General features: G+C 68.6%; 13 protein-coding genes and 1 pseudogene. 10 read left to right on the plus strand and 4 right to left on the minus strand.

Annotated elements, in window-relative coordinates; genetic code table 11:
• Positions 1 to 44 precede the first annotated feature (44 nt).
• Together ACFWBF_RS26140 and ACFWBF_RS26145 are read right to left on the minus strand one after the other, a co-directional pair.
• Positions 45 to 716, minus strand: a complete 672-nt coding sequence (locus ACFWBF_RS26140; RefSeq protein ID WP_385606148.1) for a response regulator — start codon at positions 714 to 716, stop codon at positions 45 to 47.
• A gap of 110 nt (positions 717 to 826) precedes the next feature.
• Positions 827 to 1,717, minus strand: a complete 891-nt coding sequence (locus ACFWBF_RS26145; RefSeq protein ID WP_385606149.1) for a RecB family exonuclease — start codon at positions 1,715 to 1,717, stop codon at positions 827 to 829.
• Between the two features lie 68 nt (positions 1,718 to 1,785).
• Here ACFWBF_RS26145 and ACFWBF_RS26150 point away from each other — a divergent pair, with 68 nt between their 5' ends.
• The 3 genes from ACFWBF_RS26150 to ACFWBF_RS26160 all read left to right on the plus strand — a co-directional run bounded on the left by ACFWBF_RS26150 (position 1,786) and on the right by ACFWBF_RS26160 (position 4,792).
• Complete coding sequence (locus ACFWBF_RS26150; RefSeq protein ID WP_385606150.1) at positions 1,786 to 3,096, plus strand: site-2 protease family protein; 1,311 nt, start codon at positions 1,786 to 1,788, stop codon at positions 3,094 to 3,096.
• An 18-nt stretch (positions 3,097 to 3,114) separates the two neighbouring features.
• Positions 3,115 to 4,011 (plus strand): tRNA (adenine-N1)-methyltransferase, encoded by an 897-nt coding sequence (locus ACFWBF_RS26155; RefSeq protein WP_007263187.1) that lies wholly within the window; start codon positions 3,115 to 3,117, stop codon positions 4,009 to 4,011.
• Positions 4,012 to 4,204: 193 nt separating this feature from the next.
• Positions 4,205 to 4,792 carry a hypothetical protein gene (locus ACFWBF_RS26160; RefSeq protein ID WP_385606151.1) on the plus strand — a complete coding sequence of 196 codons (588 nt, stop codon included), beginning with the start codon at positions 4,205 to 4,207 and terminating at the stop codon, positions 4,790 to 4,792.
• A gap of 4 nt (positions 4,793 to 4,796) precedes the next feature.
• Here ACFWBF_RS26160 and ACFWBF_RS26165 read toward each other — a convergent pair whose 3' ends face one another.
• A complete protein-coding gene (locus ACFWBF_RS26165; RefSeq protein ID WP_385606153.1) occupies positions 4,797 to 5,117 on the minus strand; it encodes a ferredoxin in 321 nt (106 codons plus the stop codon).
• A gap of 265 nt (positions 5,118 to 5,382) precedes the next feature.
• On the opposite strand from ACFWBF_RS26165, the gene arc reads away from it, so the two are divergent.
• The 6 genes from arc to prcA all read left to right on the plus strand — a co-directional run bounded on the left by arc (position 5,383) and on the right by prcA (position 11,547).
• Entirely contained in the window at positions 5,383 to 7,149 is a 1,767-nt protein-coding gene (gene arc / locus ACFWBF_RS26170) for a proteasome ATPase (RefSeq protein WP_385606154.1), read from the plus strand.
• 252 nt (positions 7,150 to 7,401) lie between these two features.
• Positions 7,402 to 8,913 (plus strand): depupylase/deamidase Dop, encoded by a 1,512-nt coding sequence (gene dop / locus ACFWBF_RS26175; protein WP_385606156.1) that lies wholly within the window; start codon positions 7,402 to 7,404, stop codon positions 8,911 to 8,913.
• Between the two features lie 175 nt (positions 8,914 to 9,088).
• On the plus strand, positions 9,089 to 9,301 hold the full coding sequence (locus ACFWBF_RS26180) for a ubiquitin-like protein Pup (protein WP_133898495.1): 213 nt from the start codon (positions 9,089 to 9,091) through the stop codon (positions 9,299 to 9,301).
• A 216-nt stretch (positions 9,302 to 9,517) separates the two neighbouring features.
• Positions 9,518 to 9,946, plus strand: coding sequence for an endonuclease VII domain-containing protein (locus ACFWBF_RS26185; protein ID WP_385606214.1), 429 nt, complete (start codon positions 9,518 to 9,520; stop codon positions 9,944 to 9,946).
• On the plus strand, positions 9,898 to 10,737 hold the full coding sequence (gene prcB, locus ACFWBF_RS26190) for a proteasome subunit beta (RefSeq protein ID WP_385606158.1): 840 nt from the start codon (positions 9,898 to 9,900) through the stop codon (positions 10,735 to 10,737). Before ACFWBF_RS26185 ends, prcB begins: the two co-directional genes overlap by 49 nt.
• Positions 10,738 to 10,782: 45 nt before the next feature.
• Complete coding sequence (gene prcA, locus ACFWBF_RS26195) at positions 10,783 to 11,547, plus strand: proteasome subunit alpha (protein ID WP_384227884.1); 765 nt, start codon at positions 10,783 to 10,785, stop codon at positions 11,545 to 11,547.
• A gap of 68 nt (positions 11,548 to 11,615) precedes the next feature.
• On the opposite strand, the gene ACFWBF_RS26200 is transcribed toward prcA, so the two are convergent.
• Positions 11,616 to 12,680, minus strand: a complete 1,065-nt coding sequence (locus ACFWBF_RS26200; RefSeq protein WP_385606160.1) for a LacI family DNA-binding transcriptional regulator — start codon at positions 12,678 to 12,680, stop codon at positions 11,616 to 11,618.
• A gap of 64 nt (positions 12,681 to 12,744) precedes the next feature.
• Here ACFWBF_RS26200 and ACFWBF_RS26205 point away from each other — a divergent pair.
• Positions 12,745 to 14,044, plus strand: a pseudogene (locus tag ACFWBF_RS26205) (MFS transporter).
• Position 14,045: the final 1 nt, after the last annotated feature.

A 14,045-nucleotide genomic window follows, 5' to 3' on the forward strand; every position in this document is an offset into this window, starting at 1 on the left:
GCCGCGCGATGCGGCTGCCGGCCCGTTGCCGTGCGCGGGCCCGGCTACTGGGCGCCCGGGCGCACCAGACCGCTCTCGTACGCGTACACCGCGGCCTGGACCCGGTCGCGCAGGCCCAGCTTCGTCAGCACGTGGCCCACATGCGTCTTGACCGTCGTCTCGCTCACGAACAGGTCCGCCGCGATCTCCGCATTCGACAGACCCCGCGCCACCAGCTTCAACACCTCGACCTCGCGCTCGGTCAGCGTCCCCAGGGTGTTGGGGAGGCTCTCCTCACCCGACGGCAGATGACCGGCGTACTTGTCCAGCAGCCGGCGCGTGATGCTCGGCGCGAGCATCGCCTCACCCGCCGCGACCACCCGGATCGCCTGGACCAGCTCATTGGCGGGAGCGTCCTTCAGCAGGAAACCGCTGGCACCCGCCCGCAGCGCCTCCACCACGTACTCGTCGAGGTCGAAGGTGGTCAGCACGAGCACCTTGGCCGGACCGTCCCGGCCCGGACCCGTGATCTGCCGGGTCGCCTCCACCCCGTCCATGCGCGGCATCCGGATGTCCATCAGCACCACATCGGGCTGCAGCGCCCGCACCTGGTCCAGCGCCTGCAGACCGTCCCCGGCCTCCCCGACCACCGCCAGGTCCTGCTCGGCCTCGAGGATCATCCGGAAGCCGGTGCGCAGCAGCGGCTGGTCGTCGACCAGTAGGATGCGGATCGCCACGGGGTCTACCTCGTATTCGTCAAACGGCTTCGGCGGACCCGCCCCATTCTGCCCTGCCCCGATGATCAGGAACCGGCGGGTCGATCAGCCCTCGGTGTCAGGCCTCGGCATCAGGCCTCGGTGTCAGGCTTCGGGATGATCACCAGAGGATAGGCCGGGGGAGTGCCCCCGAACTCCGGACACACCGCCTGATGATCACACCAACCGCACAGCTTCGTCGGCCGCGGCCGCCAGTCACCCGACAGCGTCGCCTCCCGGATCGCCTCCCACAGCGCCAGCAGCTTGCGCTCCACCCGCTCCAGATCCTCGATCACCGGGTCGTACGTCAGCACGTCCCCACTGCCCAGGTACACCAGCTGCAACCGCCGCGGCACGACCTGCTTCAGCCGCCACACCACCAGCGCATAGAACTTCATCTGGAACAACGCGCCTTCGGCATACTCCGGCCGCGGCGCCTTGCCCGTCTTGTAGTCGACGATCCGCACCTCGCCCGTCGGCGCCACGTCCACCCGGTCGATGATCCCGCGCAGCCGCAGCCCCGACTCCAGCTCCGTCTCCACGAAGAATTCCCGCTCCACCGGCTCCAGCAGCGTCGGGTCCTCCAACGTGAACCACCGGTCCACCAACGCCTCGGCCTCCGTCAGCCACCGCGCCAGCCCCGCCCCGTCGTCCCCCGCCGGGAACAGCTCCGTCAGCTCCGGCTTCGACTCCAGCAGCCGGTCCCACTGCCCCGGGATCAGCGCCTTGGCCCGCGGCGCCGTCCGCTCCGGCGCAGGATGGTCGAAGAGCCGCTCCAGCACCGCATGCACCAGCGTCCCCCGCGTCGCCGCCGCACTCGGCTTCTCCGGCAACTTGTCGATCACCCGGAACCGGTACAACAGCGGACACCGCATGAAATCACTCGCCCGCGACGGGGACAGCGAAGAAGGCGCCACCGCACTCGCACTCGGCGCAGCGTCGTCATCGGCTTCGGCCGGCACAGCACCGGGGCTCGTCGTCATACACGAAACCCTACGACCCGCCACCGACAGCAGACGCATACCATCGACGACAAGCCCCCTCGCACTGCATGATCGGAGCATCACACCGCGCGATCGGCGCGGCCCGAGACGCGAGCGGAGACGCACGAAAACCGCCGGGGCACCCCACAGCACCGGACAGCAGCGAACGAAGGACAACCGTGGCAGACACCGACGAAACCGGCGAGCGCCCCAGCCGGCGCCCCGGACCGGGCGGCGGACTCCTCATGGGCCGCCCCTTCGGCGTACCCGTCTACGTCTCGCCCAGCTGGTTCCTCGTCGCCGCCCTCATCACCTGGGTCTTCGGCGACCAGCTGGAGCGGATCCTGCCCGACCTCGGACCCGCCCGCTACCTCGTCTCCCTCTTCTTCGCCGTCGCCTTCTACGCCTCCGTCCTCGTCCACGAACTCGCCCACACCGTCGCCGCACTCCGCTTCAAACTGCCCGTGCGCCGCATCCAGCTCCAGTTCTTCGGCGGAGTCTCCGAAATCGAGAAGGAGTCCGAGACCCCCGGCCGCGAATTCGTCCTCGCCTTCGTCGGCCCCCTGCTCTCCCTCCTCCTCGCCGGCGCCTTCTACCTCGGCATGAAAGCCGTCGACCCGGCCACCGTCCCCGGCGTCCTCCTCGCCGGCCTGATGATCTCCAACCTCCTGGTCGCCGCCTTCAACCTCCTCCCCGGCCTCCCGCTCGACGGCGGACGCATGCTCCGCGCCGTCATCTGGGGCATCACCGGCAAACCCATGACCGGCACCATCGCCGCCGCCTGGGTCGGCCGCGGCCTCGCCGTCACCGTCCTGCTCGGCCTGCCCCTGCTGACCCACACCGGAGTCCTCGGCAACCCCGCCCAGGAAATCGGCGGCATGGACACCGTCATGGACGCCCTCCTCGCCGCGATCCTCGCCGCCATCATCTGGACCGGCGCCGGCAACAGCCTGCGCATGGCCCGACTGCGCGAACACCTCCCCGACCTGCGCGCCCGCACCCTCACCCGCCGCGCCATCCCCGTCGAGAACACCACCCCCCTCTCCGAAGCCCTGCGCCGCGCCAACGAAGCCGGAGCCCGCGCACTGGTCGTCGTCGACGGCCACGGCGACCCCACCGCCATCGTCCGCGAAACCGCCATCGCCTCCGTCCCCGAACACCGCCGCCCCTGGGTCGCCGTCAGCACCCTCGCCCAAGACCTCACCGACGGCATGACGGTCTCCGCCGAGCTCACCGGCGAAGAACTCCTCGACCACCTCCGCGCCACCCCCGCCACCGAATACCTCGTCACCGAAACCGGCGGCGAGATCTACGGCGTGCTCTCCACCCAAGACGTCGAGAGGGCCTTCGTGAAGGCCATGGCGCGGCCCCAGTCCTGAAGCCAATACACTGGTCACATGTCCGAACCGACCGGTGCCGCCCGCCGACGCGGGCCCTTCGAGGTCGGGGACCAGGTTCAGCTCACCGACCCCAAGGGCCGCCACTACACGTTCACGCTCGAAGCCGGGAAGAATTTCCACACCCACAAGGGTTCCTTCCCGCACGACGAGCTGATCGGTGCTCCCGAGGGCAGTGTTGTCCGTACCACGGGCAACGTCGCGTACCTCGCGCTGCGTCCCCTGCTCCCCGACTATGTCCTGTCCATGCCCCGCGGTGCCGCCGTGGTCTACCCCAAGGACGCGGGCCAGATCCTGGCCTTCGCCGACATCTTCCCCGGCGCCCGCGTCGTGGAAGCAGGTGTGGGCTCCGGCTCCCTGAGCAGCTTCCTGCTGCGCGCCATCGGCGACCAGGGCATGCTCCACAGCTACGAGCGCCGCGCGGACTTCGCCGAGATCGCCACCGCCAACGTCGAGCGCTACTTCGGAGGCCCGCACCCCGCGTGGCAGCTGACCGTCGGCGACCTCCAGGACAACCTGTCCGACACCGACGTCGACCGCGTGATCCTCGACATGCTCGCCCCCTGGGAATGCCTGGAGGCCGTCTCCAAGGCCCTCGTCCCCGGCGGCATCCTGTGCTGCTACGTGGCCACCACCACCCAGCTCTCGCGCACCGTGGAGTCCATCCGCGAGTTCGGCTGCTACGCCGAGCCGCAGCCCTGGGAATCGATGATCCGCAACTGGCACGTCGAGGGCCTCGCCGTCCGCCCCGACCACCGGATGATCGGCCACACCGGCTTCCTCGTCACCGCCCGCCGCCTCGCGGACGGCGTCGAGCCCCCCATGCGCCGCCGCCGCCCCTCCAAGGGCGCGTACGGCGAGGACTACGAGGGCCCCGGCAGCGACCGCTCCGCGTAGCCGCCCCTTCAACACGAAGGCGCTGTGGCGCAGTTCCCCGCACGATCCGGGAACTGCGCCACAGCGCCTTTTCGTTGTCAGGGCAGCCGGGCCACCGGCCCCGGACCCGGCCGTGGACCCGGCCGTTCCACCTCCGTGTGAGGTGTGGCACGATGCTGGCTCCCCGTCACCCTTCGCACAGGAGACACCCCGCGTGCTGCACAGCCCCGCCGAGCTGACACCACTGGAAACCCTGGCGCACACCGGCACCAGGCCCATCCACTGGCTCGCCACGGCATCCGCCATGGCCGCCGTCATCGCCGCCGCGGGACTCCTCCAGCCCGATCCCGCCACCGGCGCCACCGCGACCCCCCTGAGCGGCCCCCGGGCCGCCGCCCCCGACGCGCACGCGGTCACGTACCCGCTCGACTGCAAGGGCGCCCCCCAGACCGTCACGGCCACCGCCGAAGGCGACCTCGACGGCGACGGCCGCCCCGAAACGGTCGCCGCCGTCCGCTGCGAAGCCGGCTCGGGGACCCCGCCGCACGCGATCTACGTACTCACCCGGGACAAAACCGAAGGCGCCGCGCCCCGCGTCGTCGCCACCCTGCTCGACGCCGGCCGCCGACAGACCGCAACCGATCTCACCATCCGCGACAAGACGGTCACCGCCAGTCTCCTCGGCTACTCCGGACCCGAGGTCCCGCGCTGCTGCCCCGACAAGAAGCAGCTCGCCAAGTGGCTCTGGAGCGGCGGGAAATTCCGCCAGGAGCTTACGGACTCGACCTCCGGAAGCGTTTGAACCGTCACTCGGCGTCGGGACCGAAGACCTCGACCCTGTCCGAAACGCGCCTTACGTGAATGCAGTCACCCGGGCATTCCTTCACCGAGTCCACCACGTCCTGAAGCAGAACCAGCGGAACCGGAGTGCTCGCCCCCGCCTCCTGCAGCAGCTCCTCGTCGACGCCCTTCACGTACGCCAGACCGTCGATGTCCAGCTCGAACACCTCCGGGGCGTACTGCACGCAGATGCCGTCACCGGTGCAGAGGTCCTGGTCGATCCACACCTCGAGCGGTTCTCCGGCCACGCCGGCACCGCTCGTGGGAGCCTCCTGCTGCACGGTCATATCTCCTGCACTTCCCTGCCCTGAGTGATCCATCCCGGACGCGACTCGCAGCAAGTCGCGCGAGCCCTGACGGGTGTTGAACAGTTCGACCTTACAACCGGCCGCTTTCCGATGTTGATGGGTGGGTATTTCCTTAGGCGTGAGGGAGTACGCAAGGGTGAAGATCGGACACACCTCTACCGTCTTTGTGATCTAGGGGTTTCAATCACCACCAGCCCAGGTAGGGTCAGGAAGCGTCCAGCTCCCCTTGGAGGAGGTGAGGACCGTGGCAGCCCACGACGACGACATCAACCGCGGCATCCGGCCGGGGCGAGGGTCTGAGGACCCCGCCGGCCAGGTTGCCTATCTCGAGCAGGAAATCGCCGTCCTGCGACGTAAGCTCGCCGACTCTCCGCGACACACGAGGATTCTCGAAGAGCGGATCGTCGAGCTCCAGACAAACCTGGCCGGCGTCTCCGCACAAAACGAGCGCCTGGCCAATACCCTCCGCGAAGCCCGCGACCAGATCGTGGCCCTCAAAGAGGAAGTCGACCGGCTCGCCCAGCCGCCGGCCGGCTTCGGTGTCTTCCTGCAAGCCAACGAGGACGGCACCGTCGACATCTTCACCGGCGGCCGAAAGCTCCGCGTGAACGTGAGCCCCAGCGTCGAGCCGGAAGACCTCCGGCGCGGCCAGGAGGTCATGCTCAACGAAGCCCTCAACGTGGTCGAAGCCATGGAATACGAGCGGGCCGGGGACATCGTCACCCTCAAGGAGATCCTCGAGGACGGCGAGCGCGCCCTGGTCGTCGGGCACACCGACGAGGAAAGGGTGGTGAGGCTCGCCGAGCCGCTCCTGGACGTCACCATCCGCCCCGGCGACTCCCTGCTGCTCGAACCCCGCTCCGGCTACGTCTACGAGATCGTCCCCAAGAGCGAGGTCGAAGACCTCGTCCTCGAAGAGGTCCCCGACATCGACTACGACAAGATCGGCGGCCTGGGCGACCAGATCGAGCTGATCCGCGACGCGGTCGAGCTCCCGTACCTCTACCCGGACCTGTTCAAGGAACACGAACTGCGTCCCCCGAAGGGCATCCTGCTCTACGGCCCGCCCGGCTGCGGCAAGACGCTCATCGCCAAGGCCGTCGCCAACTCCCTTGCCAAGAAGGTCGCCGAAGTCACCGGCCAGGCCCAGGGGAAGTCGTACTTCCTGAACATCAAGGGCCCCGAACTCCTCAACAAGTACGTCGGCGAGACCGAGCGGCACATCCGCCTCGTCTTCCAGCGTGCCCGCGAGAAGGCGAGCGAGGGCACCCCCGTCATCGTCTTCTTCGACGAGATGGAATCCCTCTTCCGCACCCGCGGATCCGGAGTCAGCTCGGACGTGGAAAACACCATCGTCCCCCAGCTGCTCGCCGAGATCGACGGCGTGGAAGGCCTGGAGAACGTCATCGTCATCGGCGCCTCCAACCGCGAGGACATGATCGACCCGGCCATCCTGCGCCCCGGCCGGCTCGACGTGAAGATCAAGATCGAGCGCCCGGACGCCGAGGCCGCGAAGGACATCTTCGCCAAGTACCTCAAGGCCTCGCTGCCCCTGCACACGGACGACCTGTCCGAACACTCGGGCTCCCCGGCCGGCACCGTCCACAGCATGATCCAGACCGTCGTCGAGCAGATGTACGCCGAAACCGAGGAAAACCGCTTCCTCGAGGTCACGTACGCCAATGGCGACAAGGAAGTCCTCTACTTCAAGGACTTCAACTCCGGCGCAATGATCCAGAACATCGTGGACCGTGCGAAGAAGATGGCGATCAAGGCCTTCCTCGAGCACAACCAGAAGGGCCTCCGAGTCGCCCACCTCCTCCAGGCATGCGTGGACGAGTTCAAGGAGAACGAGGACCTGCCCAACACCACCAACCCCGACGACTGGGCCCGAATCTCCGGAAAGAAGGGCGAGCGGATCGTATTCATCCGCACACTCGTCACCGGAAAGCAAGGCGCGGACACCGGACGCTCCATCGACACGGTGGCCAACACCGGTCAGTACCTCTGACGAAGCGGGGCGGCTGCGGATGCCCCCACCGGGGCACCCGCAGCCGACTGCTTTACCGACTGCTTTTTTCAGCCGGTGACAAGGCAAAGCCAATGACTGAAATGATCTCCCCACCAGCGCGGAGTGGTTCTAGGCTCTTCCTTACCGCCGGTCGCGCAGTGCGGGGACGGGCACCGCACCAAACGCACCGGAGCACCAGCGGTACTTGAGCGCCGCTCCCGAACGGGAGCGCCGCCGGGCAAGGAGGGCCGCATGACCGTACGGCGAGTAATGGGGATCGAGACGGAGTACGGGATCTCCGTCCCCGGGCACCCGAACGCCAATGCCATGCTCACCTCGTCCCAGATCGTCAACGCCTACGCGGCGGCGATGCACCGGGCGCGACGCGCCCGCTGGGACTTCGAGGAAGAGAATCCACTACGGGACGCCCGCGGCTTCGACCTCGCCCGCGAGGCCGCCGACAACAGCCAGCTCACCGACGAGGACATCGGCCTCGCCAACGTGATCCTCACCAACGGCGCACGGCTCTACGTCGACCACGCGCACCCCGAGTACAGCTCGCCGGAGATCACCAATCCACTGGACGCCGTGCTCTGGGACAAGGCCGGCGAACGGATCATGGCCGAGGCTGCCGTCCGGGCGGCGCAGCTCCCCGGCGCCCAGCCGATCCACCTCTACAAGAACAACACCGACAACAAGGGCGCCTCCTACGGCACGCACGAGAACTACCTGATGAAGCGGGAAACCCCCTTCTCGGACATCGTGCGCCACCTCACCCCCTTCTTCGTCTCGCGCCAGGTCGTCACCGGCGCCGGACGCGTGGGCATCGGCCAGGACGGCCGCGAGCACGGCTTCCAGATCAGCCAGCGCGCGGACTACTTCGAGGTCGAGGTGGGGCTGGAGACCACCCTGAAGCGGCCCATCATCAACACGCGCGACGAACCGCACTCCGACGCGGAGAAGTACCGCCGCCTCCACGTGATCATCGGCGACGCCAACCTCTCCGAGATCTCCACCTACCTCAAACTCGGCACGACCGCCCTGGTCCTGTCCATGATCGAAGACGGGTTCATCAACGTCGACCTGGCCGTGGACCAACCGGTGCGCACCCTGCACCAGGTCTCCCACGACCCCGACCTGCACCACCTGATCACGCTGCGCAGCGGTCGGACACTGACCGCCGTACAGCTTCAGATGGAGTACTTCGAGCTGGCCAGGAAGTACGTGGAGGAGCGTTTCGGCTCCGACGCGGACGAGCAGACCCAGGATGTGCTGGCCCGCTGGGAGGACGTGCTGGGCCGGCTGGAGAGCGACCCGATGAGCCTGTCGGGGGAGCTGGACTGGATCGCGAAGCGGGAAATCCTCGAGGGCTACCGGAGGCGGGACGGACTCGGCTGGGACGCGGCCCGGCTGCACCTGGTGGACCTCCAGTACTCGGACGTACGGCCCGAGAAGGGGCTGTACAACCGCCTGGCGGCCCGCGGCAAGATGCAGAGGCTGCTGGAGGAGCCGGCCGTGGAGCGGGCGCAGAGCAAGCCGCCGGAGGACACTCGGGCGTACTTCCGGGGCCGCTGCCTGGAGCAGTACGCCGATGACGTGGCCGCGGCCTCGTGGGACTCGGTGATCTTCGACCTGCCGGGGCACGACTCGCTCCAGCGGGTCCCGACGATGGAGCCGCTGCGGGGGACGCGGGCGCACGTGAAGGAGCTCCTGGACCGCTGCCGTACGGCGGAGGACCTGGTGCGGGTGCTTTCGGGGCGCTGAGCGGGGCTGAAAGGCCTCTGGTCCGGGAATCATGAAGGCACCCGGACGTTAATGAAAGTGCGGGGACGAATGTCGGACCCTCCTTGTAGGGTCCGACGTAAGGTCTGATCTTGAGGGATCCCGAATCCCGGGGTCCCTCGACGTGAGCGTGCGAACCGAGCGGGGTGAGGTAGACATGGCGACCAAGGACACCGGCGGCGGACAGCAGAAGGCGCAGCGCTCGACCGAGGAGGTCGAGGAGGCGGCGGTCGAAGAATCGACCGACCTCAAGGAGCGCCAGGAAAAGCTCTCCGACGACGTCGACTCCGTACTTGACGAGATTGACGATGTACTCGAAGAGAACGCTGAGGATTTTGTTCGAAGCTTCGTTCAAAAGGGTGGCCAGTAAGGCGTTCTCACCTTCAAATCGAAGGTGACCTGCTGGGGTGGGGTCATGTCTACGGAATCCAAGTGGTGTCGTGGTTGTGGCCGGGATCTGCCCCTGAGTGGCTTCGCGGCAGATCGCAATCGTCGGGACGGTCTTCAACCCCGATGTCGAGAATGCGTGGCGGCGTACGGTGCTGAGCATTACCGGCGCCGCCAGACGGCAAAGGGCAAGCTCGTCATGGAAAGGGTGGACGTTCCTCGCGGGTGGAAGCGGTGCAGGCCGTGCGGAGAAGTCAAGCCGCACAGTGAATGGCACAAGAACGCAACTGCATCCGACGGACTCGCCACTTGCTGTAAGGCGTGCAAGGCCGCACGCGGACGCGCAGGTCACCTCAAGCGTTCCTACGGCATCACCGAAGGGGAGCGCGACGAGATGATCACAGCTCAGGGTGGAGTCTGCGCGATCTGTCGAGAGGCTCCTCCTGAGCACGTGGATCACGATCATCAGACGGGTAAGGTCCGAGGCGTACTGTGCTTCAGCTGTAACGCAGCCTTGGGGCAGTTCAAGGATCGGCCGGACGTCATACGGCGTGCAGCCGCTTACGTGGAAGGAAACCTGTGGAACCCAACACTCGTAGCACAGGGCGTCTACCGGCAGCCTTCCTGACGCCGGGGTCGTCGTCCTTCATGGATTTCCTCGGCGCGCACCAGCCCGAGATGCTGCCGGGCAACCGCAAGCTGCCCGAGGGTGTTGTCGAGGCGCCGCACGGGACGACCATCGTGGCCACCACCTTCCCCGGCGGGGTCGTGCTCGCCGGTGACCGGCGGGCGACCATGGGCAACATGATCGCGCAGCGGGACATCGAGAAGGTGTTCCCGGCGGACGAGTACTCCGCGGTGGGCATCGCCGGTACGGCCGGCCTGGCCGTGGAGATGGTCAAGCTGTTCCAGCTGGAGCTGGAGCACTTCGAGAAGGTGGAGGGCGCGACGCTCTCCTTGGAGGGCAAGGCCAACCGGCTCTCGACCATGATCCGGGGCAATCTGGGGATGGCGATGCAGGGGCTGGCGGTCGTACCGCTCTTCGCGGGCTACGACGAGGCCAAGGAGAAGGGCCGGATCTTCTCCTATGACGTGACCGGCGGCCGCTCGGAGGAGCACGGCTTCGCCGCCACCGGTTCCGGCTCGATCTTCGCTCGCGGCTCCATGAAGAAGCTCTACCGTCCCGATCTGACGGAGGAGCAGGCCACCACGCTCGTCGTCCAGGCGCTGTTCGACGCCGCGGACGACGACTCGGCGACGGGTGGGCCGGATCTGTACCGGCACATCTACCCGATCGTCACCGTCATCACCGAAGAGGGTTTCCGCAGGCTGACCGACGATCAGTCGCAGGACCTCGCCCGTACGGTCACCGACCGTCGGCTGGAGCAGCCCGACGGCCCGCGCGCCGCCCTGCTCTGACCATCCCCGTTCTGTAGGAGCCCGGAAGAAAGGGACGGACAGCCGGTGTCGACTCCGTTCTACGTTTCACCCCAGCAGGCCATGGCCGACCGGGCGGAATACGCCCGTAAGGGCATCGCCCGCGGTCGCAGCCTTGTCGTGCTGCAGTACGCCGACGGCATCGTGTTCGTCGGTGAGAACCCGTCCCGTGCGCTGCACAAGTTCAGCGAGATCTACGACCGGATCGGCTTCGCGGCCGCCGGCAAGTACAACGAGTACGAGAACCTGCGGATCGGCGGTGTGCGCTATGCCGATCTGCGCGGATACACCTACGACCGTGACGATGTGACGGCCCGTGGGCTGGCGAACGTGTACGCGCAGACGCTCGGCACGATCTTTTCGAGTGCCGGTGAGAAGCCGTACGAGGTGGAGCTGGTCGTCGCCGAGGTGGGGGCGACCGCCGCGGGTGACCAGATCTACAGGTTGCCGCATGACGGTTCGATCGTGGACGAGCACGGTTCCGTCGCGGTGGGTGGCAATGCCGAGCAGATCAGCACGTTCCTCGATCAGCGCCACCAGGACGGGATGACCCTGTCCGAGGCGTTGAAGCTGGCGGTGCAGGCGCTGTCGAGTCAGGCGAACGGTGCGGACAAGGCGATTCCGGCCGAGCGGCTGGAGGTCGCGGTGCTGGACCGGACGCGGTCGCAGCAGCGGAAGTTCAAGCGGATCCGGGGCCGGCAGTTGTCGCGGCTGTTGGAGGCGGATGTTCCGGCGGCCGCGCAGGCCGACGCCGTGTCGAACGACGAGGCTCCGGAGGACGAGGCGGAGTAGTGGCGCGGTAGCGCCTGTGCAGCGATGGCCCCGGTTCGCCGTTTTCGGCGGGCCGGGGTTTCGTCGTGTCAGCGGGCGGGTCCCGTGGAGCCGCGGGTGACGAGTTGCACGGGGATGTCGGGGGCGGTCCAGGGGGTGCCTTCGAGGACGGCGAGGAGGGCGGTCATGCCTTGTTCGCCGACGCGTTCGGCGGGGAGGCGGACGGTGGTGAGTTCGGGTTCGACGGCGGTGGCGAGGGCGAGGTCGTCGAAGCCGGTGACGGAGAGGTCGTCGGGGATGCGCAGGCCGAGGCGGCGGGCTGCTTTGCAGGCGCCGGCGGCGAGGACGTCGTCGTCGCAGATGACGGCGGTGGGCCGGTTCCCGGGGGTGGCCAGGGCGCTCTCCATGGCCGTGCGGGCGCCCTCCACGGTGAGGGGGGCCCGTACGGTGCGCAGCTCGGTGTGGGGGCCCAGGAGGGTGGTGAGGGCTTCGGCGCGGATGTGGAAGGTCCAGGTGTCGATGGCCGAGGCGAGGTGGAGGAAGCGGTGGTGGCCGAGGGTGAGGAGGTGTTCGGTGACTTGGCGCATGCCGTCGGCCATGGCGAGGTTGACGTGGGCGGCGGCTGGTCCGGCGGTGGGGTCGCTGTCGAGCATGACGAGGGGGAGTCCGTCGCCGCCGATGGCTTCGAGGGCTCCGGCGGCCATGGAGGAGGCGATGACTCCGTCGAGGGCGGCGCGGGCGGAGGCGAAGGGGTTGCGGGCGGGGCCGGTGCCGTCGGGGGAGGGGTAGAGGACGACGCCGAAGCCGTGTTCGGCGGCGATGCGGGCGGCGCCGGTGTAGACGCGGGCGAAGAATTCGTTGGTGAGGGCGGGGACGACGAGGAGGGCGGTGCGGGTGGAGCCGAGGCGGAGGTTTCGGGCGGCGAGGTTGGGGCGGTAGCCGAGTCGGGTGGCGGTTTCTCGGACGAGGTCGGCGGTGCGTTCGGAGACGCGGCCGCGCCATTTGTCGCCGAGGACGAGGGAGACGGTGGCTTGGGAGACCCCGGCGGCGGTGGCCACGTCGCGGCTGGTGGGTCTCGTCACAGGTGGCTCCTGAAGTGCGTGGTCAGGGGTGTGTCGGGGGGTTCGTCGGGTGGACCGGCGGACTGGGGCCATGGTACGTATGACGGGTCGAGTTATACGTATTACCCCGGCTGGTGCCGGGCAGGAGGGGGCGGACATGGCCGCGGGATACGCGGAGCTGCTCAGGACCCGGCACGCCGCGAGGCTGCTGGTGGGCACGCTCATAGGCCGGCTGCCCAATGGCACGGCGGCCATCGCCATCGTGCTGTTCACGCGCGCGGAGGGTGGCAGCTACACCCTGGCGGGGGCGTTGGCGGCCGCGTACGGGCTGGCCAATGCGGTGGGTCAGCCGTTGCTCGGGCGGGCGGTGGACCTGTACGGGCAGCCGCGGGTGCAGCTGCCGGCGGCCGTGGTGTCCGCGCTGGGCATGGTGTGGCTGGCGCTGGTCGGTACCGGGGAGCCCTTGGCGGCGTACTCGGCGGTGGTGGTGGCGGGGCTGTTCACGCCTCCGCTGGAGGGCGGGCTGCGGGCGCTGTGGCCGGGTGTGCTGGGGGGCCGTGAGGAGCGGGTGCACGCGGCGTACGCGATGGATGCGGTGGCGCAGGAGGTCATGTTCACGGTGGGGCCGCTGCTGGTGACGCTGTTCGTGTCGCTGTGGTCGCCGGCCGGGGCCCTGCTGGCTCTGAACGCGATCGGGGTGCTGGGCGCGCTGTCGGTCGTGGTCAGCGAGCCTTCGCGTACGTGGCGGTCGGCGCCGCGGGAGGCGCACTGGCTGGGTGCGCTGCGTTCCAAGGGGCTGCTGGCGCTCCTGGGTGCTTTCTTCTTCGTGGGTACGGCGCTGGGTTCGATCGCGGTGGCGGGTGTGGCGTACGCGGACGATCACGGGAATCAGGCGGTGTACGGCTGGCTGATGGCGTCGCTGGGGCTGGGCGCGCTGTTCGGCGGGGTGGTCTACGGTGCGCGGCAGTGGGCCGGGGCGCCGGAGCGGCGGCTGCGGTTGCTGGTGGCGTTGCTGGCGGTGTGTTATCTGCCGCTGATGCTGACGCCGGGTCCGGTGGCGATGTCGGGGCTGGCGGCGCTGTCGGGTGTGTTCCTGGCGCCGGCGCTGGCGTGTGCGTTCATCGTGGTGGACCGGCATGCTCCGGCGGGCACGGTGACGGAGGCGTTCTCCTGGCTGGTGACGTTCTTCGGGGTGGGTGCGGCGATCGGTACGGCGGCGGCGGGGCCGGTGGTGGAGTGGGGCGGTACGGCGGCGAGTTTCGGGGTGGCGAGTGTGGCCGGGGTGGCGGCGTTGGTGGTGCTGACGGTGACTCAGCGGGTGCTTGCGGTGCCGGGTCGCAGCCGGGCGGTGGCGGGTTCGCCGGGGGGTGTGTCGGGGGTGCCGTCGGAGCCGCTTGTCGGCAATTGATCGAAACGGCACTGGCGAACCCGGTTTCAGAAGAGGGCAGAAGGCGTAAT

The organism is Streptomyces sp. NPDC060028, from assembly GCF_042736725.1.
Taxonomy (GTDB): Bacteria; Actinomycetota; Actinomycetes; order Streptomycetales; family Streptomycetaceae; genus Streptomyces.